The sequence below is a fragment of the Acinetobacter soli genome (assembly GCF_018139125.1).
GTDB classification, from domain to species: domain Bacteria; phylum Pseudomonadota; class Gammaproteobacteria; order Pseudomonadales; family Moraxellaceae; genus Acinetobacter; species Acinetobacter soli.
The window spans coordinates 3284379-3309708 of record NZ_CP073241.1; the positions used below are offsets into that span (position 1 = coordinate 3284379).

Consider the following 25330-nt stretch of genomic DNA (forward strand, 5'->3'; position numbering starts at 1 on the left):
ATGAACTTCACAATGTCGTTTTCTCAGCTCATGCCTTTAGCTCCTGTCCTGATTGTGGTTCTCACTGCAGTGGTGGTGATGATTCTGATTTCGATCAAACGTAATCATAATCTCATCGCGACCACCTCAGTCGTAGGCTTAAATTTAACAGCGGCTTATATTCTTTTGACCATGTTTGGCGGACAATTTGTTCCGTCTAACATCATGGGCATGTTTATGGTTGATCCATTTACATTGCTCTATCAACTTTTGATTGTTGTTGCCTCATTGGCGTGCTGTACCTTGTCGCATGCGTATATTGAAAGCTACAAAGACAATCGTGAAGAGCTGTATTTATTGCTGCTTATTTCAGTGTCGGGTGCCATGCTCATGGTGGCGAGCGCACATTATGCGTCGTTCTTTATCAGTCTTGAGTTAATGTCAATTCCGATGTACGGCTTGCTGGCCTACACCTATCAGCGTAGCCGTTCATTGGAGGCGGGTATCAAGTATTTGGTACTGTCTGCGACTGCATCTGCCATGTTATTGATGGGTATGGCTTATATTTATGCCTATACGGGTTCACTGGCATTTTACGATTCAGTACAAGCATTGTTTGAAGCGATCAAACAGCCAATGGTGATCTTGGGTCTTGGCCTGATCATTTTTGCTGTTGCATTCAAGCTGTCACTTGCACCTTTTCACAAGTGGACACCAGATGTCTACTCAGGTGCACCAGCACCATTGGTAACGTTCCTTGCGACGGCTGCCAAAGTAGCGACAGTGGGTCTGTTTGTTCGCTATATGCTGACTTCTGGCGCGATTCTAATCGACTCCATCGTGACGATCATTACCATTTTGGCGGTATTGTCGATTGTGATTGGTAACTTGCTGGCTGTACGTCAAGTTAACCTAAAACGTGTACTTGCATATTCTTCGATTGCACATTTTGGTTATTTGCTCATTGCTTTGGTAAGTATGACCTATGCAAGCTTAGGTAGTGTAACGGTTTATATTATTACTTATGTACTCACCACGATTGGTGCGTTCGGTGCTGTGGCATTGATGTCAAGCCCGTATAACAATATCGATGAAGCAGAGAGCTTGGCCGATTATCGTGGTTTGTTCTGGCGTCGTCCGGTATTGACTGCCACCTTAACCGTCATGATGCTATCTTTGGCTGGTATTCCATTGACTGCTGGTTTTATCGGGAAGTTCTTGGTCGTTATGGCTGCCGTTACGACCCAACATTGGTTCTTGGCTGCCATGATTATTGTAGGTAGTGGTATTGGTTTGTACTACTACTTACGTGTCATGATCGTCATGTATATGACACCACCAGACGTTCCTCGTATCGATGCCGATAAGCATTGGGGGCAAAAAGTTGGTGGAATCATGGTGCTTGCTGCGGCTGCATTGGTATTGATCATTGGTATCTATCCAGATCCAATCATCAAGCTGGCACTTGAGGGTGAAATTCTTTCACCATTGCACTTTGTGTTAGCAAATCATCAGTAATGATGGGTTTTTAACAAAAAGAGCCTCCATTTTTGGAGGCTTTTTTTATATTTCATGCTTAAAACCCACTATAATACCCGGAGTTTAGTGTAGTTTTAGGTGTCTCTCGTGCCCATTAAAGAAATCCGCCATCCTTTAATCCGTCATAAACTTGGTTTGTTGCGTCGTGCGGATATTAGTACTAAAAATTTTCGTGAATTAGCGCAAGAAGTCACGATGTTGCTGACCTATGAAGCAACACAGGACTTACTGTTGGTTGATCATGAAATTGATGGCTGGGCAGGTAAAGTTGCAACACAGCGTATTGCAGGCAAGAAAATCACCATCGTGCCAATTTTGCGTGCAGGCATAGGTATGCTCGATGGCGTACTCAATCTGATTCCAAGTGCCAAAGTGAGTGTATTAGGGCTAGAGCGTGATGAACAAACGCTTGAAGCACGTACCTATTACAAAAAACTGGTACCTGATGTTGCTAACCGTATTGCCATGATTATCGATCCGATGTTGGCGACCGGTAGCTCTTTGATTGCGGCGATTGATGTGCTCAAAGCCAGCGGTTGTAAAGATATCCGTGTGATGGTGTTGGTGGCCGCGCCTGAAGGAATTAAAAAGGTTCAGGACAAACATCCAGAAGTTGAGATTTATACCGCTTCAATTGATGACGGACTCAATGAGCACGGCTACATTGTACCGGGCTTAGGCGATGCCGGAGATAAGATTTTTGGTAGCGTCCAAAAAGATTAATAAAAAAAGCCACGTTCTCGTGGCTTTTTTTATTTCTTGATGATAAGAATGATTTAAATGTCATTGACTCGATTTTCACAAAAATTCATAAATGCCTTCAGCCCAGGCCCCTGATACTTTTGACGATGTACTAAAAGATGCAGCGGGCGGGTAAGCTCCCAAAATGGTGTTTTTAGAATCACCAACTGACCTTTTTCAATGAGCGGTTGTATTGCCAGTTTGGAAATACACGACATACCCAGACCACCGGCGACAATTTTTAAAATGGCTTCGTTATGTCCGAGTGTCAGACGAATATTGGCATCAGGTACATCTTGCAAGATCGCATTATCAAACACTTCACGCGTACCAGATCCTTCTTCACGCAAAATCCACTCCACGTTTAAAAAGTCTTCTGGGGTGAGTGCACGATTGAGCTGAGCCAGCGGATGCTCTGGCGAGCAGCATACGGCAAGTTCATCGTTGAGCCAGTGAATACACTGTAGCTGCGGTAAATGACACGAACCTTCAATCAGTGCCAGATCAAGCTGGAATTGATTGACGGCTTCAATCATTTGACGAGTATTGCCTACTTGTAGCTGCAAATGCGCTTGCGGATGGATCTGTAAAAAGTCTGCCATTAGATCGGGAATCAGGTAATCACTGATGGTCAGGGTCGCACCCAAACGCAGATCAATACTTTGTAATTCACCTTTGGCCGCTTGTTCAAATGCTTCACAGCGCCCTAAAATTTCAAGTGCTTGAGGCAATAAGAAGCGGCCAAGATCATTCAGCTGCAGGCGTTTTCCCAAACGATCAAACAATGGTGCGCCCAGGCCATCTTCCAGATCGGCCAGCGCCATACTGGCTGCACTTTGGGTGAGTCGGACTGCATCACTGGCCTTGGTGACCGTTCCCTCTTGAGCGACTGCCACAAAAACAGCCAACTGACGTAATGTCATGCGCATGGAATGAAGCCTTACTCTTTAAAAAGTATTAAAAAATTGACGTGTCATGCTAACATGAGCACACCATTTCGTGCCACGTTGAAATTATGTCAATTGAAAAATTTAGCGTAGAAAAAGTGTTGTCGGTACATCGTTGGACCCCAACCTTGTTTAGTTTTACCCTAACACGTCCTGCGCATTTTAAGTTCGCAGCAGGGCAGTTTGCACGAATTGGCTTAAAAGTAAAAGATGATCTGGTGGTGCGTGCTTATTCGATTGTGTCCTCGCCATACGATGAAACACTCGAGTTTTTTTCAATTGTAGTACCAGATGGCGCTTTTACCTCAAACTTGCAACATTTGCAGGTGGGTGACGAACTGTATCTTGAAAAAATCCCATATGGTTTTTTAACCTTGGCACGCTATCAACTGCCGCTGCCAAAAGATTTATGGCTTTTGGCAACTGGAACAGGTTTAGCTCCATTTATTTCGATGTTGCAAGATTTTGCCACGTGGGAAAATTATCAGCAGATTTACTTGGTTTATAGCGTAAGAACGGCTTCTGAACTGGCGTACGTGAAGCGGATTGAAGAAATTGCCTCAAGTTTTGGAGAGGGACATAACGGCTTTAAATTTGTGCCAATCATCACCCGTGATCCACATGCTCAGCTACATGATCGACTGCCGATCCTGATTGAAAACGGTGAGCTAGAAGCTGCCGTCGGTCAGCAATTAAATGCTGCAAGCAGCCATGTAATGCTCTGCGGTAATCCACAAATGGTAGACGACACCAAAGAAGCCTTGAAGCGCCGTGGCTTGACCATGAACCGACGCGGAGAAGGGAATATTGCCGTGGAAAACTACTGGTAATCAGTGAAATACAGCATGCCATACATTAAGTATAGCGGTTTGCGCACTCAGTGCACAAACATATCCATAAACTCGCGCAGTTCGCTAATTGCACTGTCTAGATCGGTATTGATCCAGGTGGGTTCAAATACCCCGATATAATGCGCAAGACGTTCGTGAGGCACGATCAGACGAATCGGACATTCTTCTTCAAGCAGGCGCCATGGAATAATCGGTACTTCGTTGTCTAAAAAAGCGTTGACATTACGAATATCAATGATCATGGCATTGATGCAATCGGGAAACGGCATCACAGAAAATTCTTCAGTTCTGCGACGAAAATATTCCAGATCTCCCCATTTTATCGAAAAGCTCGGTTTGCTAAATTCAATTATACCAATAAGGTGTTCATCGCGCGTGTGATGCAATGTACACTGGTGGGTGACGTCAGTGTCAAGATCAAGCGTTACATTTTGCTGACGGTACGACATAACTGTTTAAACAAAAAAATCGATCGCATAGTATAGCCTATTTTTTAGTACAACGATGAAACAAAGAACACGTTGCTACAATGCTTTTTCACACAACGCTACATAAGTGCTTGTTATGATGGTAAAGGATATAAAAAATAAGAGGGTGAAATATGAAACACGATTATAGCAAACCATCTTCACATGCTTCATCACCAGAAGAAACTGAACGTAAACGTAAGCTGCCTGTTTATATTCTTATAGTTGTGGGGATTTTCCTAGTGGCATTAATTGCCTATATGGTGGCTGATCATCAGCCAGATGCAGCAGATGCACCGCCAGATCATCCAAATCCGAATGCGCAGCCTGCTACGCCGAATAATCCAACGCCAGATTCTAAGCAGTCATAGCGAATTCGTCATTATTCTGAGTAAGAGAGGCTCTTTTCATGATTGAACAAGAGCCTTTCTTGCAATGTTTTGCAGTGATTTTGTTGTAATTCTTATGAGAACAATTGAATAAAAAATGCACACAAAATAAAGTGATAAATATCACAATATTTTTATAATCAGAGATATTTTGATGTTCACTCTATCGTTAAATCATAAATTGCTAAGCCAATAAAAGATAAAAAGAGGATACCTACAACATGAATAATTTCTTTGGAAATGAGCCGAATCGTGCTCATTATGATCTGATGTATTACTGGGACATTTTCCAACCGATTGTAGCAGCCGTTGTGGTGTTTATTATTGGTTGGATTTTGGCACTGGTGATCGCCGCTGGAGTTAAAAAATTACTTAGTGCCTTGGGCACCAACCATCGTTTGTCCTCTGCAACTGGAAAAACGCCAGACTTCGAACGCATCGTCTCAAAATTTGTGTTTTGGTTTGTACTGACGATTGCACTGATTGCTGCACTCAATGTCCTCAACATCTACAGCGTGAGTGGTCCGTTTAGTGCCATGATCACACAAGTGCTGGTATTTGTTCCTAACTTGATTGCTGCTGCGGTTGTGGCCTTGGTGGGTTGGATTATTGCACGTTTGGTTCGTGCTGGTTTTTCCAATGTACTTGCAAGAACGCAACTCGATGAAAAACTCAGTTCTGAAGTAGGTGTGCGCCCGTTGAGTGAAAATATCGCCGATATTGTTTACTGGCTGATTTTGTTGCTCTTTTTACCAATCGTGCTGTCTATTCTTGGATTGACAGGGCTTTTGCTACCTGTACAAAACATGCTCAATGATGCCGTTGGCTATTTACCGAATATTTTCATTGCTGGTGTGATCGTATTTGTAGGTTACATCTTGGCAAAAATTGTACGCGGTATTGTCGAGGGACTGGTCAACAGTATCGGACTTCAGCAACAGGCACAGAAAATTGGTCTGTTTAAGCAAAGCAATTTGGGCCGTGTACTCGGGTCTTTTGTTTTCGCGCTGGTCATGATCACGGCGTTAATTGTAGCGTTTGAAGCCCTTGGAATTGAAACGATTTCTCAGCCTGCAACCTCAATGCTGAACGAAATCATGTATGCCATTCCAAACATCATTGCAGCAGGTTTAATCCTGATTATTGCCTATGTGGTGTCGCGTTTTATTGCCAATTTGGTACAGGATATTCTGGCGGGTACAGGTGTTGATGACATTCCGGCCAAGTTTGATTTACAGCGCTTCTTGGGTAGCACCAAAGTTTCACATGTAGTTGCTGTGCTGATTGTCTTTTTTACCATGTTGTTTGCCGTATCTGAAGCTGCAAACCGACTTGGATTTGAGCAGATCAGTAATTTGATCGCGATGTTTATTGCCTTTGGCGCAAATATCTTGCTTGGTGCCGTAATTTTGGTGATCGGTTTCTGGTTAGCCAATATTGTGGCCAATGTGGTACAGCGTGGCGAATACAACAGTTCGCGCTGGTTGGGTAATTTGGTTCGTGTATTGATTATGGGACTGGTTTTGGCCATGGGACTTCGTGCTATGGGCATTGCCGATTCAATTGTCAATCTGGCCTTTGGACTCACACTCGGTGCTGTAGCCGTCGCTTTTGCATTGGCTTTTGGTTTAGGTGGCCGTCAGCCTGCAGAACGTGTACTGACGGATTTAATCGATAAAGTCAAGGCAGAGGGTAATGATCCAAATCCTGTTGCACAAACCGCGCGTGAAAAGACCACTTTTGCGTCGCCAGATGTGACGTCACATTCAGATCATAGCGTACCAACCAACTTTGAGGTGGATCCGAACAATACGCCACTGAACAATCCTTATGGTTCAAAAGGTGAGGGTGACGATATCTCTTTACCGGGACAATCCGACGACCAACCTAAATAAACTTTGATTTTTTCAATAAGATTAGCCACTCTAGTTTGAGTGGCTAATCTTTTATGTATTTTATTTCACTATCAAACGACAGGAGAATCGTATGCAAAAGCAACCAAATCGTTTTTTAGCGCCTATTGTGATTGCCGGTATTACGGTTGGATTTTTGGCCAGTGCCTATAAGTTTATTTTTTCTAAATCGAGTGCGTCAAAACAACCACGCCCGAATCAATCGCCTAATGAATCGATTGAAATCAAACCATCGACAACTTCCTCAGAAGATCAAACCTCAACTGAGCGCTAGACAAATTCTGCTGCCGCAACTGCAGAGGCCCAAGCCCACTGGAAGTTATAACCGCCCAAATGACCGGTAACATCAAGCACTTCTCCAACAAAAAACAGGCCTGGCTCGCGTTTGCTTTGCATGGTTTTCGATGAAACTTCAGTGGTATCGACACCACCTAAAGTGACTTCCGCTGTACGGTAGCCTTCGGTTCCAGATGGTTTGACAGCGAATGCATGCAACTGTTTGCAAATCTCTTCAACCAAGGCATCACTGAGTTGTCCGATTGCGGTTTCAGCATGTGCTGGCCAGATTAATTGTTGTAGTTCCAGCACAATGCTTTTGGCGGCCAGTTCGCTCAGTAAGGTGCGTAACAAGACTTTCGGCTGTTGCTGTTTTTTCGCTTTGAAATACGCCAGTAACTCATGACTTGGAAAGAAATCGATTTGAAATGCTTCGCCACTGTTCCAGTAGTTAGAAAGCTGTAATGCGCTGGGCCCGCTTAATCCGCGATGTGTAAACAATAGCGCTTCATTAAAGCTATTTTGAGTGTTAGAGAGCGTCACATCCAGTGCATTACCACTTAAACGTGTTGTGACTTCTTTAAATTGATCTGAAAAGGTAAAGGGCACCAATCCTGCTCGAGTTGGATAAACGTGATGACCAAATTGCTTGGCAAGCTCGTATCCAAAGCCCGAACCGCCTAGTGTCGGAATCGAAAGCCCCCCAGAGGCCACCACTACAGACTCTGCCGTATAACTGGCGTGTGGGGTACGAACCTGAAAGCGACCATTTTCTTGCTTGGTTACAGCCTTGACTTCACTGTCGGTTTGAATCTCGACACCGCCCGCTTTCTCACACTCCGAAAGCAGCATATTTAAAATCTCTTTTGCACCTTTTAAGGTAAAGAGCTGTCCGTGTTTGCGTTCTTCGTAGGCAATGCCGTAATCACACACCAAGCCAATAAAATCCCAGTTGGTATAGCGGCTCAGTGCAGAAATGACAAAATGGGGATTATGAGAAATAAAATGCTCGGGTTCGACATATAAGTTGGTAAAGTTACATTTGCCACCGCCCGACATCAGAATTTTTTTGCCGACTTTATTGGCTTTTTCAAGAATCAGCACCGAACGACCACGCTTGGCCGCATGTGAGGCCAGCATCAGGCCCGATGCGCCTGCACCCAGAACGATCACATCATACTGAAACGACATTTGAAACTACCTAGCCAAAACAAAGGGGGCGATTATAAAAGATTCTGATGCAGATGTCAGAACTAGATGCCTATGTTCGCTACTTTGCAGATAAACGCCCTTGTAGCCCCCCTGTGTGCAAGGCCAGTATGCGTATACCTTGAGCAAAGGCCTGTTGTTCAATCAGATCAAACAAGCCGTATAACATTTTGGCGGTATAAATCGGTTCGAGTGGAATCTGATAACGTTCTTCAAAACTCGCCATAAAGTTTAATAAACGTGGCGAGCTTTTGGCATATCCCCCAAAACAATAATCATCTGTAATTTTCCAGTTGGTCTTTTGAGTCAACCCACGAATCTGTTCAGATAAAAAAGTACCTTTTAATGCTGAAAACCCCAGCAGCTGCTGAGATTCAGCACTTGATTCAATCAATCCACTCAATGTACCGCCTGTTCCAACAGCGCAACAAATTAAATCGTAGTGTTCTCGATCGAAGTTGCTTAATATTTCTTTACTGCCTTGAATTGCGAGTGCATTGGTGCCGCCTTCAGGCACAATATAGGTATTTGGATAGTGCTGCATCAAGGCTTGAATAAATTCCGGCTGATCCTTTTGACGATATTGCGCACGCGAGATAAACTCAAGCTGCATACCTAAAGCCTGTGCAGTGCTTAACGTAGAATTGAGTGGACGATCAGCAAGCTCTTCCCCTCGTATGATGCCGGTACTCTGAAAATTAAAGCGATGCGCAGCGTAGGCTGTGGCGGCAATATGATTGGAAAATGCCCCGCCAAAGGTCAAAATACGCGCACAGCCACGTTTTTGAGCTTCGATCAGATTGTACTTGAGCTTATAAAATTTGTTGCCCGAGATTTGTGGATGGATCAGATCAAGACGCTTCACATCGAGCCGTACAGTAGCGGTGTCAATGAGCGTGTGATAGGGAATCTGTTGGGCCAAAGCATTAAACATAAATTAAAGTGAATTGGGGTGGACGGGTTGCCAGCGATAAAAGGCATGTGTGGCCAATGACAGCATCTCATGATCTTCAATGGTATCACCATAAGCATAAATCGCAGCATAAAGGCTTAAATCATAATTGTCCAAGATACGTTGCTTTTTGACTTCACGGCTACAGTCGCCGTTTTTATAAATTCCCGTAATCTTGCCATCGATGGCATCGACTTCACTGCAAAGCAGATCAAGGCCATATTGTGCACACCACGGTTTTAGATAGACATCCATAGATGCAGACACCACCACGACACGATCACTTTGTGCCAAATGCCACTGAATACGCTCTAATGCCTGTGGGCGGATAATCTGTGGCAAATAGCTTTGGCTAAAGCTGAGTCCTTTTTGCTGAATTTCGTTTACATCAAGCCCTGCAAAGCCCAGCTTGAAAATTTTTGAGCGTAGTACCGTACCGCGAATCAATTTTAAGCGATAACCCAGAATGTAAGGAGCAAGTAAAAACTTTCCTTTTTTCATTCTGGATGCCGGAATGGTTTGAAAAATAAAAGGGGTATAAGAATCGATCGAGGTAATGGTGCCGTCAAAATCAAAAAAAGCAATGTTATTCAAATCAGGCCTTTGGTTTTATTTTATTGTTGGGCATGCGAGTTTAACCCAGAAACAGGGTGAAATCACCAACGTGGTTGATCCTCATGGTGTTGAGGTATCAACCGATGTAATCACCGACATGCCGGGGCGTAAACGGGCGAGGCCATCCTGATTCGGATCGATGGCAATCCTTACCGAAATGCGCTGAACCACTTTGGTAAAGTTACCTGTGGCGTTATCTGCTTTGAGTACACTAAACTCTGAGCCGGCAGCTGGTGAAATCTGTTCGACATGCCCCGTAAATTTTTGATGATCGAGTGCATCGACAGTAAAGGTTGCCTTTTGGCCAATCCGCATTTTCGCGATCTGGGTTTCTTTAAAGTTGGCAATCACCCAAGTTTGTTGTGGAATCAAGTACAACAACTGAGAGCCTGCTGCAACATATTGTCCAACACGTGGGGTGACTTCACCTAACTGACCATTCATTGGCGCGTTAATAATGCTGTAGTTTTGAGTGGTTTTAGCCTGATCTAGCTGCGCCTGAGCATTGGTGACTTGTGCCTGTAAACCCACTTGAGCCACTTGAGCTGTTTTTAACGCTTCTTCGGCGACTTTGACGTTGGCTTGTGCTTTTTTGAGTGCAGCCAGATCATTCTTTGCAGTTGCCGCAACTTGATCGCGTTCAGAGCGTGAGACTGCGCCGCTGTCGCCAAGTTGTTGATAGCGTTTTAACTGATCGACAGACAGTTGATACTGGGCCTGAGCCTGATCGACCTGAGCCTGAGCTGCCACAATATCGGCCTGCCGCTGGGCAATGGTTTGAGTCTGGTTGGCCAGATTGTTTTGTGCCTGCTCGACAGCCGATTGTGCCTGTGTCACTTTTTGGGCATACGTGGTCGCATCGATATAAATCAGGGGCTGACCTTTTTTGACCGTATCAAAATCTTTAACCAGTACCGTTTTAATGTAGCCATTGATTTGAGAAGACAATACGGTGGTTTTACCCTTCACATAACTGTTATCGGTCTGTTGTAAAGCGGTTTGAAACGGCCCGATTTGCCATGCCCACATGATCAAACCAATCCCAACCAGTAAAACGAAAAACATGAGAATCAAAGTCGATTTTTTGGTTGGAATCAGCTTTCCTACGCTGGGGACTTGTTTCAGCGGAGAAGGCGAAGCCCCCGAATTCTGTTCGGCATTAGCGGGCGGTGGATGAGACTCGCCCGATGCAGATGAATCAGATGAATTTGGTTTTTGCTCGTCACTCATAAATAGTCTCGGAATTCAAAATGAAGATGAACGTTGAGCCGCGATTCGCTCTCGGTAAGCCAAGTATTTGCCCCATAAAATATTACACACGCCCCATAAAAACAGCACGATAGCCACAATACTATTAAAATTAATCACATCATTGTAAGCACGCACCTGCGCTTCACGATTTGCGGTTTGTGACAGCGTTTTGACGGCCTGAAGCTGATCAAGCGTTGGGTCGGTAATCGAGGGGTTAAATTTAGCCTGATACTGGCTCAGGCGCTGTGCCACAATGGGATCGGTTTGTGTCAGATTTCGATTAATGTCCATCTGATAAATTTGTGTCTGATGTTTTTGATAGGTGTTATAAAATGAAGATCCAACCAATCCCCCAAAATTTTGTGTCGCTGAAAACAGCACAATAAACGTAACTACATGGCTCGGGCCTTCTTTTAAAGCGCGCCCAAAGCCAACCAGTAGCAACGGCCCGATAAATAACCCGTTGGCAAAGGCAATTAGAAACTGACTATGAAAAAAGTTTTGGGGGCGAATATCGCTGGTGAGATGTGCATCAAGTTTGCTGGCAACCAAAATCAAAAATGAAGCCAAAACCAGATGCAAAATCGTACGTTCTCTGGAAAATGTCACTGCACTAAATACAACACCTGCCAACATCCCGAAAAAGATAATCGTATACAGGCCCACAAATTGATCTGGACCCATTCCGACAGTTTTCAAAAAGTTGACTGCTGCATAACTTTGTTCTGAGAGTAAAAAACGCAGTGCAAAAGCACCAAAAATAAAACGTAAAACACCCGCTGTGCCCAGCCAGCGAGTCATTAATAATGGGTTGGTACGATGATGCTCGTAATAAAAACCCAGTACCAGCAGTATAAAACCACTCATAAGTACATAGGCCAGCCAAGGCGAATCAAACCACCACAACAAAGGCCCTTGGGTGAGAACAGCGCAAAGACAGGCAAATCCGGGCGCAAGCAGTAAAAAAGTATAAATGTCTTGGCGTTCAAATACGGCTATTCGCAAACTACGCGGTAATTTAAGCGACACCACCATGGCATAACAGCACACAGCCAGTCCAAGTTCAAAGGTATAAAGCACCGTCCAGTTGTTTACTGTCACCAAAGCGGGTGAAATAATCCACGCCAGTGGTACGCCAAGTTGCCCAAAGCCAAATCCGATATATAAGCCTTTGAGCCGATGTGCATTACTAAAGCCTTGCATGATGTAATACATGCCAAGCGAACTTAGCGGCGCTGCCACCATCCCGCTAATAAAACGCACAAAAATAGCCATGTGATAGTTCTGCACAAAAATATGCAAAATCATCACCGCAATAAACGCCAACAAACCGATTTCGGTAAACAGTCTCAGCCCATATTGTTGTCTGGCTTTAAACAAGATGAGATTGGAGCTGACATTGGCCATCACATAGGCCGCTGGTAGCCATGCCGATTCGACAGGTGTCAGGCCATATTCACCTTGTAGCTGTGGTAAGTTGGCAGTGATAAAACCATTACTCAAGCCTGCGGTCAGCGCAATAAACGTCCCGATAATAAAATACAAATACCGTTTGTGTGTAGGATGCGCAATTGAGGGCGGTGAACCGGGAATGACCGGGCGTTCTTCATCGGTCCAGTCCGGTGGCGTTTCGAGGTAACGTGGTGTCTCAGCCATGTTGCACCTCGTGTTTGACAATGATGCCATTGAGCAATAATTCGATTACACGGCTGGCCAAACGAACTTGTTCGCTTTGATCGTGTCCGCGAAAACAAGAAGATAGCATGGTAATAATGCTGCGATAATCTTCAAAACTAAAATCTGATCGGCATAACTGCTGTGCAACCGCACGATCAATTAGGGGTTGGATAATCATTTTGTGCTGGGTAATCAGCTGTTGTAATGTGGGGTCGGAATAGTCCAGTACTCTCCAGTATTCCATCAGCACAGACAATTGATTAAGGTGAAATACATGACTTTGAATGAGCAAAATCAAACCATCAGGTGATTCATAATAGGGTTTGGCTCGATGTTCAAGTGCCTGCAAGGCCTGTTCCAACAAGGCATAAATCAGCGCCTTGCGGTCTGCAAAATTTCGGTAAAACGTAGCGCGTCCGACATTGGCATGATCGATGATGACCTGCAACGGCACCATCATGCCATGCAGTTTAAACATCTCGATTGCGGCCTCGAGCAAATCTTCGCGATTTTGAGCGGCGCGTTTCACGTGTTTACTCATGGCACGACCAAAAAAAGGGGATGAAACTATTTTACGGACATTTTTGTCCGTACTAACAGCACTTGTTTGAATAAGTTTTGTAATAATTTGATTACTTTTAGTTATCTATAATTAAATAATTCATGATTATTTATTTTGTTTTAATCCCCGTATAGTCAGGTTATCTCTTAATGAAGCGTAAAGAAATGACCACAAGACATGACATAAATCAGCAGCAATATCAAAATAAATCAGTTGCTTATTTAAGTAGTGCAGTACATGCACAAGGTGATGAGTTTAAAAAAATGCAAGCATTGATCCAGCAGAATAGATTGAAAACTGTTTTGGATTTGGGCTGTGGCGGCGGGCATGTTACTTATCAGCTTGCACCTTATGTCGATGAAATAACGGCCTATGATTTAAGCGATGAAATGGTCACAACCGTCCTTCATGAGGCACAACAACGCCAGTTATTTCAGGTAAATGGACAGCAAGGGCCGGCAGAAAAGCTTCCGTTTGAATCAGAACGTTTTGATGCGGTGGTCAGTCGCTATTCGGCACATCACTGGCAAAGTGTACCTCAGGCCTTAAATGAAGTTTGGCGGGTACTTAAACCCCATGGCAAAGCAGTATTCGTTGATATTTTAGGCCATGCATCGCCTTTACTCGATACATTTTTTCAAAGCATGGAAACCTTGCGAGATCCGAGTCATGTACGAAATTACAGCTTAGGTGAGTGGATAAATTTTGCCGAAAATGCCGGATTTGCTATTGAGACTCTAGATCAACAACAGCTTCCACTTGAGTTCAGAAGCTGGGTAGAACGTATGCAAACGCCTCTACATGCAGTTGAATCGCTTCGCTATTTACAGCAGCACACCACAGACCAAATCAAAAATTACTATCAAATACAAAATGATGGTTCTTTTGTCAGCCCTGTGGTGTATTTGGTACTCAGCAAAATCAAATAAATCTGCTAAAATACGCGCCTGATTTTTATAGAGTCTCCGGTCTTGGATAGCTTAATACCACTTTTTTCGATTGCTGCTGCATTGATGTTGGGTGCCATGAGTCCTGGCCCGAGCTTCATTTATGTAGCTCAGAACTCAATTGCAAAATCGCGTAAGCATGGATTATTTACGGCCTTGGGCACGGGGACGGGCGCAGCAATTTTTGGATTTTTGGCCGTGATTGGCCTACAGGCGGTTTTGTTGGCAGTTCCATCTGCCTATCTGGTATTGAAAATCGGGGGCGGGTTATATCTACTTTGGATGGCATACAAAATTTTAAAGCATGCCAAACAGCCAATGGATACACAAAGTGCTGTAGTCTCTAAAATGACCTATTCAAGTGCCTATCGTTATGGTTTATTAACGCAGTTAAGTAATCCAAAAATTGCGGTGGTGCTGGCCAGTGTTTTTACTGCTTTATTGCCAAAAGACATCCCTAGTTATTATTACGTTGCTTTGCCAGTGATTTGTTTTGTCATCGATGCCGGCTGGTATTCTCTGGTTGCATTGTTATTGTCTTCGGAAAAACCACGTACACTATACATCAAGGCCAAAACCCTGATCGACCGTGTGACTGGCGGTATTGTGACCCTACTCGGGCTCAAAATGTTGTTCTCAAGCCGCTAATAAGTTTAAATTTTTATGAGATCATGCGCGATAGATTCGCGCTTTTTTTGTATCAATTACGATTCAAAAATATGTTGGTTATAAATTGAAATAGATAAAACATTCCACTTTGTTTTAAACATGCTAATCTGAATAAAATAACAAAAACAATGGAGGATATAATGGAAAAATTATCCGCTGTCGTTGTAGGTGCTGTGCTGCTCCTTGGACTCACAGCCTGTAATATGAAAGACAATATGCGCCCGCCAAAAGCTGAGCGTGCCATGAGCATAGCGGGTATGCCCGTCTATGAAAAAGACTACAAACTATCTCAAGAACTTGCTCTAAATCAAAGCGCTGTGCAACGTGAATAAGACTATCGGGCTTTCAGTTATGCAGAATTGAAAGCCTTTTTAATATCAAACTGATCAATTGTGAAAGCAGCATAAGTTTAAACTTATGGTGACTTCTGACCAGTTAATATTGGCGACTTAAACGTACATACACCATGCTATCCAGTTTTTGCTCATTGACTCAAGTTTTATACGTCGAAAGCAAAATACTGGTTTCACTGTTGTAAATTCCTGAAATATTTCGAATTCTTTCCAGCGCTTTATCAAAGCTTTCCAGTGAATCAGATTTTAATTCGACCAAAAGATCCCATTTACCATTGGTGGTGTGCAGGCGCTCAACCGCTGTTTCTAGGCGTAATTCACGAATCACTGACTGTGCCTTGGTGCCTTCCACCATGATATTGGCCCACGCCCGAATAATATTATTTTCAACATCTGGACGAAAACGCACCGTATAGCCCGCAATAATTCCGGTGGTTTCCATGTATTCAATTCGCTTTTGTACCGTAGCTCTCGAGACGCGTGTTTTGGCCGCCAGTTCGGTAATCGACATTCGGGCATTGTCTTTAAGTAAGCCTAAAATCATTTGGTCAAGATTATTCATTTTGCTACTGACTATAATCAATTTGATAAAAAATAATTCATTTTAGTCATTAAGACAAATTTTCTGTGTCAATTTGATTGTGAATAATAGTGCATACACAAAACGCCAGATCATCTGAGACGCAGTCAAAAGCTGTATAGATGATTTAAAGAGGCGTGGCTACGTATCTTCGATGACCTAGATGACGATACGTGAGCCAACAGGAACAAAGTCAATTAAGGAAACCGTGATGTCTTTATCATATGCAGATCAAACCAATGGTGCATGGCAAACCTATCTCACGCAAATCGATCGCGTGGCACCATATTTGGATGCGGATTTAAGCAATTTTGTTAACACCTTAAAAAGTCCAAAGCGGACTTTGATTGTCGATGTTCCAATTGTGATGGATGACGGCTCGATTCGCCATTTTGAAGGATATCGTGTTCAACACAATTTATCGCGTGGGCCGGGTAAAGGCGGGATTCGTTATCACCAAGATGTCGAACTGAATGAGGTGATGGCGCTTTCTGCGTGGATGACCATTAAAACTGCGGTGGTGAATTTACCTTTTGGTGGTGCCAAAGGTGGCATTCGAGTCAACCCAAAAGAGCTGTCACCACGTGAGCTTGAGCGCCTGACTCGCCGTTTTACCAGTGAAATTAGTCCAATTATTGGGCCTCAAATTGATATTCCTGCACCGGATGTCGGCACCAATGCCGACATTATGGGCTGGATGATGGACACCTATTCGAGCATCAAAGGTCATACCGTAACCGGTGTGGTGACAGGCAAGCCGGTGCATTTAGGTGGATCACTGGGTCGTGTCCGTGCGACAGGACGTGGTGTGTTTATTACCGGAATGCAGGTTGCTGAGCGAATTCAATTGCCAATTGCAGGCAGTAAGGTTGCGGTGCAGGGCTTTGGTAATGTTGGCAATGAAGCCGCATATTTATTTAGCCATGCACAGGCCAAAATTGTGTGTGTACAAGACCATACGGGCACCATTTACAATGCCGAAGGTTTAAACGTGAAAGAGTTACAAAAGCATGTGACGGAACACGGCGGCGTAATGGGTTTTGCCGGCGCGACTGTAATTGATGACGAAGCTTTCTGGACAGTGGATATGGATATTCTGATTCCTGCCGCATTAGAAGGTCAGATTACAGTAGAGCGTGCAGAGCAGCTCAAAGCCAAACTGGTGCTTGAAGGTGCTAATGGCCCAACATATCCAGAAGCAGATGATGTATTTGTTCGCCGTGGGATCACCGTGGTACCCGATGTTATCTGTAATGCTGGCGGTGTGACCGTGAGTTATTTCGAATGGGTACAAGACTTGTCGAGCTACTTCTGGAGTGAAGATGAAATTAATCAGCGTCTGGACAAGCTCATGATTCAGGCCACAGCCGATGTTTGGAATACTGCTACTCAAAAAGGGTGCAGCCTGCGTACAGCAGCTTATATTTTGGCCTGCGAGCGTATTTTAAAAGCACGTAAGGAACGTGGCATTTTCCCAGGCTAAATAGCGCAATACATCGTGATGACTCGGGGCTTGAGCATCAGGCCAAGCCCGACTAAAAAACAGGAAGTAAACATAATGAGTAATCTCGCAATCACCCGTAGTAATTTTAATGACTGGATGGTACCAGTATTCGCCCCTGCAAATTTTATTTTGGTTCGTGGTGAAGGCTCGCGTCTTTGGGATCAAAACGAAAAAGAATATATCGATTTTGCAGGTGGTATTGCGGTTAATGCACTGGGGCATGCGCATCCTGTTGCGGTGAACGCACTGAACGAACAGGCTCAAAAACTTTGGCATGTGGGCAACGGTTATACCAACGAACCGGTGCTAAATTTGGCACGTCAATTGGTCGAAAGTACCTTTGCCGATAAGGTCTTCTTTTGTAACTCAGGTGCAGAGGCCAACGAAGCGGCACTAAAGCTGGCACGTAAAGTCGGCATGATGAGCGGTCAGGCGCATAAAAACCAGATTGTGGCTTTTAAAAATGCCTTTCATGGTCGTACCTTATTTACCGTGACCGCAGGCGGTCAGCCAAAGTATTCGCAAGATTTCGCGCCACTTCCAGAAGGTATTCAGCACACAGCTTTTAATGACTTAGACGCTGCCAAAGCGCTGATTAATGAACATACCTGTGCGGTGATTGTTGAACCTATCCAAGGTGAAGGCGGTGTAGTGCCAGCAACACGTGAATTTTTGCAGGGGCTACGTGAGCTATGCGATCAGTTTGGCGCGGTCTTAATTTTTGATGAAGTACAAACTGGTGTTGGACGTACTGGCTCGCTTTATGCCTACATGAATACAGGTGTTACGCCTGATATCCTGACCACGGCAAAAGCATTGGGAGGTGGATTCCCAATTGGCGCGATGCTCACCACCGATCATTTTGCCAATATGTTTGTGGTCGGTGATCATGGCACAACCTATGGCGGCAATCCTTTGGGCGCTGCGGTGGCCAGTGCAGTCTATGGGTTTGTCAACACGCCTGAGGTACTGCAAGGCGTCAAAGACCGTCATCAACATTTTGTTACGGGGCTTAACACCATCAATGAAAAGTTGGGACTCTTTAAACAGATCCGTGGTGAAGGTCTGCTTTTAGGCTGTGTACTCAAAGACGAATATGCAGGCAAAGCCAAAAATATCGTGACCTTGGCAGGCGAAGAAGGTCTGTTGGCTTTGGTGGCGGGTATGGATGTGGTTCGATTTGCGCCGTCGCTGATTATTCCATTTGAAGATATCGATGAAGGTTTAAATCGTTTTGCACGCGCATTAGCTCGTCTTTAAGTCAAAAGCGAATCTGATCATGATGATTGTGAGACATGCTGCACACCGAGACTTAGATGATATTTTTCGGTTGGCAGGGCGGGCAGGAGAGTCAGGTATTGGCCTGACCTCATTACCACAAAATAAAGAAATTCTGGCGGCTCGCATTGACCGTACTACGCGGACACTCGATGGTTTAGCTGAAGCCTACGAGGCCAGCTATTTATTTGTACTTGAAGATACTGCGCTTGGAAAAATTGTTGGGGTAAGCGCGATTGAGGTCGCGGTTGGCCTCAATGAGCCGTTTTATAATTTTCGCGTTGCCAAACAGGTACATGCTTCAAAAGAGCTTAATGTATATACCGCGCTCGACACGTTGTTTATGAGCAATGATTACACTGGCTGTAGTGAGCTGTGTACCTTATTTCTCGATCCAGATTATCGTAAAAACCAAAATGGCAAATTTCTTTCCAAGGTTCGGTTCTTGTTTATTGCCGCATTTCGCTCACTGTTTAAAGAAAAACTGATTGCAGAGATGCGCGGTTATTCCGATCAAAATGGACACTCTCCGTTTTGGGATGCCTTGGGATCGCATTTTTTTCATATGGATTTTGCCACAGCAGACTATTTAAGTGGGGTGGGGCAAAAAGTCTTTATTGCCGAATTGATGCCGCGCTTTCCGGTCTATGTGGCGTTATTACCCGAAGCAGCACGTCACGTGATTGCTCAGGTACATCCGCATACCTTACCCGCAGCAAAGGTGTTGATGACCGAAGGTCTACAGTATCAAGGTTATGTTGATATTTTTGATGCAGGGCCAACGCTTGAAGCGAATACTTCAGATTTACGTGCAGTGAAAGACAGCCGCTACGTAAACGTTGTGATTTCAGATCACGTTTCGGTTTCAGAGCGATGCTATTTGGTCGCCAACGACGATTATCACCATTATCGGGTTTTACTGCTTAAGGTCGCACTAACCGATGAGCACAGTATTTGTCTGACCCCAGAACAGGCAGCAGCTCTTCACGTGACCGAGCAGGATCAGGTTCGTGTTTTAGCATTAGATCAAATGGAGAATCAACAATGACAACAGGCGCACTTGCCATCAATGGAACATGGCGACAAGGATCTGGTGCAGTGATGACCAAAACTGACCCGATCAGTAACGAGTTAATCTGGCGCGGATACGAAGCAACTGCCCAAGAGGTTGAAACAGCATGTCTGGCGGCACGTGAGGCCTTTCCAGCATGGGCACGTTTAGGTCTAGAAGCCCGCATTGAAATAATTGAACGTTTTGCAGCATTACTTGAGCAAAATAAACAGCATCTGGCAGAGGTGATTAGCCGTGAGACCAGTAAACCGCGCTGGGAAACGCTCACCGAAGTCCAGTCGATGATTGCAAAAGTGGCTATTTCAGTTCGTGCGTATCATCAGCGTACCGGATTTACCCAAACTCAAATGCCGGACGGTGTTGCATCGTTACGCCATAAGCCACATGGTGTTTTGGCGGTATTTGGTCCCTATAATTTTCCGGGTCATTTACCCAATGGGCATATTGTTCCGGCTTTGATTGCAGGTAACACTCTTGTGTTTAAGCCAAGTGAACTCACACCTTGGACTGCCGAAGAGACGGTTAAGCTTTGGTACGAAGCGGGTTTGCCTCAGGGCGTACTTAATTTGGTGCAAGGCGGACGAAGCACGGGTGAGGCGCTTGCCGCAGCAGCGCAAATTGACGGGCTGTTATTTACCGGCAGTGCATCAACAGGCTATCAGCTACATAAGCAACTGGCAGGTGCACCTGAAAAAATTCTGGCGCTTGAGATGGGCGGCAATAATGCCTTGATTATTGATGACGCTGTCGATCTGGATGCCGTCGTCAATCTGGCGATTCAGTCTGCATTTGTTTCTGCTGGGCAACGTTGCACCTGTGCGCGCCGTATTTTGGTCAAATCTGGACCACAAGGCGATGCCTTTATTGCCAGATTTGCGCAGGTGGCCAAGCAGTTGGTGATTGGGCCGTGGGATGCACAGCCACAACCGTTTATGGGTGGCGTGATTTCATCTGCCGCTGCCGACATGATGCTCAAAGCGCAAGCCAAGCTGATTGCGCTAGGTGCCAAGCCACTGCTTGAAATGACCCGACCAGATGAACACAGTTCGCTATTAACGGCGGGTATTTTAGATGTCACGCAGGCTTCAGATATACCAGATGAAGAATATTTTGGCCCGCTCACCTGTATTTATCGTTATGAGCAGTTTGATGAGGCCTTGAGTCTTGTCAATGCCACACGATTTGGCTTGGCGGTAGGTTTGGTTTCACCTTCTCGCGAACTGTTTGAGCGCGTACTGATTGAAGCGCGGGCCGGTATTGTGAACTGGAATAAGCCGTTAACGGGCGCTTCAAGTGCAGCACCGTTTGGTGGTGTGGGGGCTTCGGGCAACCATCGTGCCAGCGCATTTTATGCGGCGGATTATAGTGCATGGCCAATGGCATCGCTAGAAAGTGAACAGCTCACATTACCAGAGAAATTATCACCGGGCATTGTGCTCTAGTACGGACTGCATAACACCTAAAAGGAAGAAAACATGTCGGGTTATGAAATTAATTTTGATGGATTGGTGGGCCCAACCCATCATTATGCAGGATTGTCATTTGGCAATGTCGCATCAACCAACAACCGCAACAATCTGTCTAATCCGAAGCTGGCGGCGCAGCAAGGCTTACTCAAAATGAAAGCCTTGGCCGACTTGGGCCTTAAGCAAGGTGTATTTGCGCCCCAAGAACGCCCGCATGTGCCTACGCTTCGCCGATTAGGCTTTAGTGGAAGCGATAGCGACGTCATTGCAGCAGCAATGCGCGCCGCACCAGCATTATTGTCTGCGCTTAGCTCGGCCTCTTCGATGTGGACAGCCAACTCATGTACCGTTTCGCCATCGGCCGACAGTGCAGATGGACGTGTACATTTTACCGCCGCAAACCTAAATAATAAGTTCCATCGTTCAATTGAGCACCAGACAACCAGCCGAATCCTACAAGCAATGTTCAATCATGATGTATATTTCGCGCATCATGAAGCATTACCTGAAGCGGCCTTGTTTGGTGATGAGGGTGCTGCCAACCATAATCGTTTGGGCGGTGCCTATGATCAGGCAGGTATTCAGGTATTTGTATACGGTCAGCAGCAACTCGGCGGTACCGTTGCACCCAAAAAGTTTCCGGCACGTCAAACCCGTGAAGCAAGCGAAGCAATTGCACGCCTACATGGTTTGCATGCCGACCGGACAGTGTTTGTACAGCAAAACCCTGAGGTGATCGATCAGGGGGTATTTCATAACGATGTGATCGCCGTGAGTAATCAGCAGGTGCTGTTTCATCATCAGCAGGCATTTTTAAATCAGTCACAGGCGCTTGCAGAAATTCGTGAAAAGATGGCTGCCATTGGGCAAGACTTTGTTGCGATTGAAGTACCTGAGCAACGTGTATCGGTCCAAGATGCGGTCTCGACCTATCTGTTTAACAGCCAGATTTTAACCCGTCCAGATGGTGCCATGACACTGGTGGTGCCAGAGGAGTCGCGTCAAAATGCGGCGGTGTGGGCTTATCTGACAGATTTGCTGCAAATGGGAACACCAATCGATCAAATCAAAGTCTTTGATTTGAGAGAAAGCATGCGTAATGGCGGTGGACCTGCGTGTTTGCGTTTGCGCGTGGCGCTAAATGATGCCGAATTGGCAGCAGTTAATCCGAACATCATGATGAATGATGCATTGTTTAGCACGTTAAATCAGTGGGTTGAGCGTCATTATCGAGATCGACTGGCGCAGGATGATCTGGCCGATCCACAGCTATTAATCGAGAGCAGAACGGCTTTAGACGAGCTGACTCAAATTTTAGGATTAGGTTCGGTGTATTACTTCCAGCGCTAACACATGGCACGGCAGACTTTAAAGGATGAAAGCATATGGTTGATCTATTGGCATTGACACTCACGCAACGTGAGCCTGAACAAGACACAGGTGAATCAGCAGGATTTCACTGGCAGTGGTTGGGCGAGGGATTGCTGCAGTGCACGCCTAGTTTGGGTTATGAAAAAACCATTTTGCTTTCTGCCGGAATTCATGGCAATGAAACGGCCCCAATTGAATTGATCGACAACATACTCAAAGATTTATTTGCTGCAAAACTGATGCTCAAGCATCGGGTGCTGTTTGTCTTGGGGAACCCGGAGGCGATCCGTCAAGGCGTACGTTATCTTGAAAATGATATGAACCGGATGTTTTGTGGCGCTCATGAGGCACTTACAGCAGATGTAGAAACTCGCCGTGCAGCTGAGCTTGAACACATCACATCGCATTTTTTCCACACTTCAGATGTGCAGGCCAAGGCTTATCATTACGATTTGCACACTGCCATCCGTGCCTCGCAATTGCCTCTCTTTGCTTTGTTTCCATATCAAAGCCATCCCTATGATGCAGCATTGCTTGCACAGTTGGATGCAGCCGATCTGGATGCACTGGTTTACCACAACAGTTTTGGCAAAACCTTTACCCAATTTACTGCAACGCATTTTCAAGCAGCCAGTACCACGCTCGAACTGGGTAAAGCCAAAGCGTTTGGACACAATGATTTATCTGAGTTTGATCAAATTGATCAAGTGCTGCGTGCCATTTTAAGCGACACGGTTTTACCTGTGCGACATAAGCCTGCAATACGCGAATTTAAGGTGATGAGTTCGATCATCAAACACAGTGATGATTTTCAGCTTCAACTTGCGGCAGATGCACCCAACTTTTCGACTTTTCAAAAGGGCGATGTGCTGGCGGTACAGTCAGGCGAAAATCAAATCGTTGAACACGAGCAGGTCTGGATTTTATTTCCAAACCCTCAGGTAAAGAAAGGCTTACGTGCCGGACTGGTGTTAGAGGAAACCACACAGCACAAAAAATAACTCGTCAGAGGCCAATCAGTCAGGAATAGACATTCATGGAGTATGAAGATGGAGATTCATTAAACGGACGTTGAGACCCAGAACGTGGATGAAATGCCCGGTGGGCGATATATACAGCAAGGACATGTTGTCAAAAAAATAGTTGGAGTGAATGTGGATGAGTAATGACAATGAAAAGACATTGCAGGCAGGCGGATTCCTGAACGAGCAATCAGGCTATCAAGATCGAAGTAACGCACAAACCAGTGCGATCGCCCGAGATCACGATACAGGAAAGCCGTTAAAGCGTGCTATGACCAAACGTCATCTGGTCATGATTTCATTGGGTGGTGCCATTGGAACGGGGCTTTTTTTAGGTTCGGGCGATGTGATTTCACAGGCAGGGCCGGTGGGAGCTATTTTATCGTATTTGCTCGGTGGCGTGATTGCCTACATGGTCATGCTCTGTTTGGGGGAGCTTGCGGTGCATATGCCGGTGTCGGGTTCGTTTGGTGAATATGCCAGAACGTACATTGGCCCGGGAACAGGCTACATGATTACATGGCTTTACTGGCTGACATGGACCGCCACACTGGGAACCGAATTTACTGCGGCGGCTTTACTGATGCAGGAGTGGTTTCCTTCAGTTTCAATGTGGACATGGACCCTGATTTTTGCAGGGTCGATCTTTACACTGAATGTCAGCTCTACTCGATTGTTTGCAGAATCGGAATTTTGGCTGTCCTTGGTGAAGGTGCTCACCATTATCTGCTTTATTGGTTTAGGGCTTGCCGCCATTTTTGGGGTGATTTCTTATCATGGGCATGAATCTGCGCCGCTATTTAGTAAATTAACCGAACATGGCTGGTTTCCTAATGGTGTTTTCCCCATCTTTGCCACAATGCTCATTGTCAATTTTGCCTTTTCGGGCACCGAATTGATTGGTGTGGCAGCAGGTGAGGCTGAAAATCCAGCTCAAACCGTACCTAAAGCCATCAATGCGGCGATTTGGCGGTTATTAATTTTCTTTGTTGGCACAATTATTGTGATTTGTGCATTGCTACCGTATGAAATGGCAGGGCTAAATTCAAATAGTGTCAGCAACAGTCCATTTGTGACGGTATTTAACTACATCGGCATCCCTTATGCCGAAGATATTATTCGTTTTGTGATTATTACCGCCTTACTTTCGGCAGCCAATTCTGGCTTGTTTGCGGCATCTCGTATGATGTGGTCATTGTCGGCCAAAAATCAGCTTCCTAAAGTTTTCAAAAAGCTCACTGCTTCAGGTACACCGATTGTAGCGATTACGGTCACTATGTTTGGTGCCATTCCGGGTCTGCTTTCTGAACATTTTGCACCCGAAACCATTTTTAAAAATCTGCTAGGCGTGGCGGCATTTACCATGGTGGTGGTGTGGATTTCAATTTGTGTGTGCCAGTTTAACTTTCGTAGACAATGGATCAAATCCGGTAAAACCGCTAAAGATCTAAAATTTGCGGCGCCGCTCTTCCCACTTACGCCGATATTGGGCGGGGTATTTTGTACCATTACCTGTATCAGTATGGTGGCCGATCCTTCAATGCAAGTTGGATTTGTGTGCTGTATCTTGTTTATTGCAGCTTGCTATGCCAGTTACTTCTTCTTTTATAAAGAAAAAACATCAATGTAATTTAAAAAAGCTGCCTGCATTTATGGCGACAGTTGTAAATGTCACTCCACACAAAAGCCAGTCTAGGAAT

Annotated in this window: 25 protein-coding genes; 16 read left to right on the forward strand and 9 right to left on the reverse strand. The window is 45.0% G+C overall.

The window, feature by feature from the left end:
• Entirely contained in the window at positions 1-1497 is a 1497-nt protein-coding gene (gene nuoN, locus KCV09_RS15175) for an NADH-quinone oxidoreductase subunit NuoN (protein ID WP_004935040.1), read from the forward strand.
• Between the two features lie 108 nt (positions 1498-1605).
• Positions 1606-2241, forward strand: coding sequence for a uracil phosphoribosyltransferase (gene upp, locus KCV09_RS15180; RefSeq protein ID WP_004935042.1), 636 nt, complete (start codon positions 1606-1608; stop codon positions 2239-2241).
• Between the two features lie 53 nt (positions 2242-2294).
• On the opposite strand, the gene gigC is transcribed toward upp, so the two are convergent.
• A complete protein-coding gene (gene gigC / locus KCV09_RS15185; RefSeq protein WP_004935044.1) occupies positions 2295-3188 on the reverse strand; it encodes a LysR family transcriptional regulator GigC in 894 nt (297 codons plus the stop codon).
• A gap of 86 nt (positions 3189-3274) precedes the next feature.
• On the opposite strand from gigC, the gene KCV09_RS15190 reads away from it, so the two are divergent.
• On the forward strand, positions 3275-4036 hold the full coding sequence (locus tag KCV09_RS15190; RefSeq protein ID WP_212515329.1) for a ferredoxin--NADP reductase: 762 nt from the start codon (positions 3275-3277) through the stop codon (positions 4034-4036).
• A gap of 47 nt (positions 4037-4083) precedes the next feature.
• Here the strand turns inward: KCV09_RS15190 and KCV09_RS15195 are convergent, their stop codons facing one another.
• Positions 4084-4506 (reverse strand): hypothetical protein, encoded by a 423-nt coding sequence (locus KCV09_RS15195; RefSeq protein WP_119690076.1) that lies wholly within the window; start codon positions 4504-4506, stop codon positions 4084-4086.
• Between the two features lie 152 nt (positions 4507-4658).
• On the opposite strand from KCV09_RS15195, the gene KCV09_RS15200 reads away from it, so the two are divergent.
• The 3 genes from KCV09_RS15200 to KCV09_RS15210 all read left to right on the forward strand — a co-directional run bounded on the left by KCV09_RS15200 (position 4659) and on the right by KCV09_RS15210 (position 7100).
• A complete protein-coding gene (locus KCV09_RS15200; protein WP_004935055.1) occupies positions 4659-4895 on the forward strand; it encodes a flagellar basal body-associated FliL family protein in 237 nt (78 codons plus the stop codon).
• A gap of 239 nt (positions 4896-5134) precedes the next feature.
• A complete protein-coding gene (locus KCV09_RS15205; RefSeq protein WP_004945594.1) occupies positions 5135-6808 on the forward strand; it encodes a mechanosensitive ion channel in 1674 nt (557 codons plus the stop codon).
• Positions 6809-6899: 91 nt separating this feature from the next.
• Complete coding sequence (locus tag KCV09_RS15210; RefSeq protein ID WP_119025389.1) at positions 6900-7100, forward strand: hypothetical protein; 201 nt, start codon at positions 6900-6902, stop codon at positions 7098-7100.
• Here KCV09_RS15210 and KCV09_RS15215 read toward each other — a convergent pair.
• The 6 genes from KCV09_RS15215 to KCV09_RS15240 all read right to left on the reverse strand — a co-directional run bounded on the left by KCV09_RS15215 (position 7097) and on the right by KCV09_RS15240 (position 13347).
• Entirely contained in the window at positions 7097-8293 is a 1197-nt protein-coding gene (locus KCV09_RS15215; protein WP_212515330.1) for a BaiN/RdsA family NAD(P)/FAD-dependent oxidoreductase, read from the reverse strand. The genes KCV09_RS15210 and KCV09_RS15215 overlap by 4 nt on opposite strands.
• 79 nt (positions 8294-8372) lie before the next feature.
• Positions 8373-9245: a 1-aminocyclopropane-1-carboxylate deaminase/D-cysteine desulfhydrase gene (locus KCV09_RS15220; RefSeq protein ID WP_212515331.1), complete on the reverse strand. Its 873-nt coding sequence runs from the start codon at positions 9243-9245 to the stop codon at positions 8373-8375.
• Positions 9246-9248: 3 nt separating this feature from the next.
• On the reverse strand, positions 9249-9857 hold the full coding sequence (locus KCV09_RS15225) for an HAD family hydrolase (protein ID WP_212515332.1): 609 nt from the start codon (positions 9855-9857) through the stop codon (positions 9249-9251).
• An 81-nt stretch (positions 9858-9938) separates the two neighbouring features.
• Entirely contained in the window at positions 9939-11108 is a 1170-nt protein-coding gene (locus tag KCV09_RS15230; RefSeq protein ID WP_212515333.1) for an HlyD family secretion protein, read from the reverse strand.
• Positions 11109-11123: 15 nt separating this feature from the next.
• Entirely contained in the window at positions 11124-12785 is a 1662-nt protein-coding gene (locus KCV09_RS15235; RefSeq protein ID WP_212515334.1) for an MFS transporter, read from the reverse strand.
• Positions 12778-13347, reverse strand: a complete 570-nt coding sequence (locus KCV09_RS15240) for a TetR/AcrR family transcriptional regulator (RefSeq protein ID WP_151808638.1) — start codon at positions 13345-13347, stop codon at positions 12778-12780. Before KCV09_RS15240 ends, KCV09_RS15235 begins: the two co-directional genes overlap by 8 nt.
• 185 nt (positions 13348-13532) lie before the next feature.
• On the opposite strand from KCV09_RS15240, the gene KCV09_RS15245 reads away from it, so the two are divergent.
• The 3 genes from KCV09_RS15245 to KCV09_RS15255 all read left to right on the forward strand — a co-directional run bounded on the left by KCV09_RS15245 (position 13533) and on the right by KCV09_RS15255 (position 15316).
• Positions 13533-14297, forward strand: coding sequence for a class I SAM-dependent methyltransferase (locus tag KCV09_RS15245; protein ID WP_212515781.1), 765 nt, complete (start codon positions 13533-13535; stop codon positions 14295-14297).
• Between the two features lie 84 nt (positions 14298-14381).
• A complete protein-coding gene (locus KCV09_RS15250; RefSeq protein WP_088459361.1) occupies positions 14382-14963 on the forward strand; it encodes a LysE family translocator in 582 nt (193 codons plus the stop codon).
• A 161-nt stretch (positions 14964-15124) separates the two neighbouring features.
• Complete coding sequence (locus KCV09_RS15255; RefSeq protein WP_048763380.1) at positions 15125-15316, forward strand: NF038215 family lipoprotein; 192 nt, start codon at positions 15125-15127, stop codon at positions 15314-15316.
• 160 nt (positions 15317-15476) lie between these two features.
• On the opposite strand, the gene KCV09_RS15260 is transcribed toward KCV09_RS15255, so the two are convergent.
• Positions 15477-15899 carry an Lrp/AsnC family transcriptional regulator gene (locus KCV09_RS15260; protein WP_004935092.1) on the reverse strand — a complete coding sequence of 141 codons (423 nt, stop codon included), beginning with the start codon at positions 15897-15899 and terminating at the stop codon, positions 15477-15479.
• Between the two features lie 226 nt (positions 15900-16125).
• Here KCV09_RS15260 and KCV09_RS15265 point away from each other — a divergent pair, with 226 nt between their 5' ends.
• From KCV09_RS15265 to KCV09_RS15295, 7 genes are all read left to right on the forward strand, one after another.
• Positions 16126-17400, forward strand: a complete 1275-nt coding sequence (locus tag KCV09_RS15265) for a Glu/Leu/Phe/Val family dehydrogenase (protein ID WP_171063738.1) — start codon at positions 16126-16128, stop codon at positions 17398-17400.
• Between the two features lie 75 nt (positions 17401-17475).
• Positions 17476-18681, forward strand: a complete 1206-nt coding sequence (locus KCV09_RS15270; RefSeq protein ID WP_212515335.1) for an aspartate aminotransferase family protein — start codon at positions 17476-17478, stop codon at positions 18679-18681.
• 19 nt (positions 18682-18700) lie between these two features.
• Positions 18701-19747, forward strand: a complete 1047-nt coding sequence (gene astA / locus KCV09_RS15275) for an arginine N-succinyltransferase (RefSeq protein WP_048763386.1) — start codon at positions 18701-18703, stop codon at positions 19745-19747.
• A complete protein-coding gene (gene astD, locus KCV09_RS15280; protein ID WP_212515336.1) occupies positions 19744-21213 on the forward strand; it encodes a succinylglutamate-semialdehyde dehydrogenase in 1470 nt (489 codons plus the stop codon). The genes astA and astD overlap by 4 nt, the downstream gene beginning before the upstream one ends.
• A gap of 33 nt (positions 21214-21246) precedes the next feature.
• Positions 21247-22587: an N-succinylarginine dihydrolase gene (astB, locus tag KCV09_RS15285; protein ID WP_212515337.1), complete on the forward strand. Its 1341-nt coding sequence runs from the start codon at positions 21247-21249 to the stop codon at positions 22585-22587.
• Between the two features lie 35 nt (positions 22588-22622).
• Positions 22623-23609, forward strand: coding sequence for a succinylglutamate desuccinylase (astE, locus tag KCV09_RS15290; RefSeq protein WP_212515338.1), 987 nt, complete (start codon positions 22623-22625; stop codon positions 23607-23609).
• Positions 23610-23766: 157 nt separating this feature from the next.
• The gene (locus KCV09_RS15295) at positions 23767-25260 is read left to right on the forward strand and encodes an amino acid permease (RefSeq protein WP_004935114.1); all 1494 of its coding nucleotides are present in this window, start codon (positions 23767-23769) and stop codon (positions 25258-25260) included.
• Positions 25261-25330: the final 70 nt, after the last annotated feature.

What these genes read in the sequence shown, in the direction of transcription:
- nuoN (WP_004935040.1), top strand. Translation starts at nt 1, where the DNA reads ATGAACTTCACAATGTCGTTTTCTCAGCTCATGCCTTTAGCTCCTGTC.
- gigC (WP_004935044.1), bottom strand. Translation starts at nt 3,188, where the DNA reads ATGCGCATGACATTACGTCAGTTGGCTGTTTTTGTGGCAGTCGCTCAA.
- KCV09_RS15190 (WP_212515329.1), top strand. Translation starts at nt 3,275, where the DNA reads ATGTCAATTGAAAAATTTAGCGTAGAAAAAGTGTTGTCGGTACATCGT.
- KCV09_RS15195 (WP_119690076.1), bottom strand. Translation starts at nt 4,506, where the DNA reads ATGTCGTACCGTCAGCAAAATGTAACGCTTGATCTTGACACTGACGTC.
- KCV09_RS15200 (WP_004935055.1), top strand. Translation starts at nt 4,659, where the DNA reads ATGAAACACGATTATAGCAAACCATCTTCACATGCTTCATCACCAGAA.
- KCV09_RS15205 (WP_004945594.1), top strand. Translation starts at nt 5,135, where the DNA reads ATGAATAATTTCTTTGGAAATGAGCCGAATCGTGCTCATTATGATCTG.
- KCV09_RS15210 (WP_119025389.1), top strand. Translation starts at nt 6,900, where the DNA reads ATGCAAAAGCAACCAAATCGTTTTTTAGCGCCTATTGTGATTGCCGGT.
- KCV09_RS15215 (WP_212515330.1), bottom strand. Translation starts at nt 8,293, where the DNA reads ATGTCGTTTCAGTATGATGTGATCGTTCTGGGTGCAGGCGCATCGGGC.
- KCV09_RS15220 (WP_212515331.1), bottom strand. Translation starts at nt 9,245, where the DNA reads ATGTTTAATGCTTTGGCCCAACAGATTCCCTATCACACGCTCATTGAC.
- KCV09_RS15230 (WP_212515333.1), bottom strand. Translation starts at nt 11,108, where the DNA reads ATGAGTGACGAGCAAAAACCAAATTCATCTGATTCATCTGCATCGGGC.
- KCV09_RS15235 (WP_212515334.1), bottom strand. Translation starts at nt 12,785, where the DNA reads ATGGCTGAGACACCACGTTACCTCGAAACGCCACCGGACTGGACCGAT.
- KCV09_RS15240 (WP_151808638.1), bottom strand. Translation starts at nt 13,347, where the DNA reads ATGAGTAAACACGTGAAACGCGCCGCTCAAAATCGCGAAGATTTGCTC.
- KCV09_RS15245 (WP_212515781.1), top strand. Translation starts at nt 13,533, where the DNA reads ATGACCACAAGACATGACATAAATCAGCAGCAATATCAAAATAAATCA.
- KCV09_RS15250 (WP_088459361.1), top strand. Translation starts at nt 14,382, where the DNA reads ATGTTGGGTGCCATGAGTCCTGGCCCGAGCTTCATTTATGTAGCTCAG.
- KCV09_RS15255 (WP_048763380.1), top strand. Translation starts at nt 15,125, where the DNA reads ATGGAAAAATTATCCGCTGTCGTTGTAGGTGCTGTGCTGCTCCTTGGA.
- KCV09_RS15260 (WP_004935092.1), bottom strand. Translation starts at nt 15,899, where the DNA reads ATGAATAATCTTGACCAAATGATTTTAGGCTTACTTAAAGACAATGCC.
- KCV09_RS15270 (WP_212515335.1), top strand. Translation starts at nt 17,476, where the DNA reads ATGAGTAATCTCGCAATCACCCGTAGTAATTTTAATGACTGGATGGTA.
- astA (WP_048763386.1), top strand. Translation starts at nt 18,701, where the DNA reads ATGATGATTGTGAGACATGCTGCACACCGAGACTTAGATGATATTTTT.
- astD (WP_212515336.1), top strand. Translation starts at nt 19,744, where the DNA reads ATGACAACAGGCGCACTTGCCATCAATGGAACATGGCGACAAGGATCT.
- astB (WP_212515337.1), top strand. Translation starts at nt 21,247, where the DNA reads ATGTCGGGTTATGAAATTAATTTTGATGGATTGGTGGGCCCAACCCAT.
- astE (WP_212515338.1), top strand. Translation starts at nt 22,623, where the DNA reads ATGGTTGATCTATTGGCATTGACACTCACGCAACGTGAGCCTGAACAA.
- KCV09_RS15295 (WP_004935114.1), top strand. Translation starts at nt 23,767, where the DNA reads ATGAGTAATGACAATGAAAAGACATTGCAGGCAGGCGGATTCCTGAAC.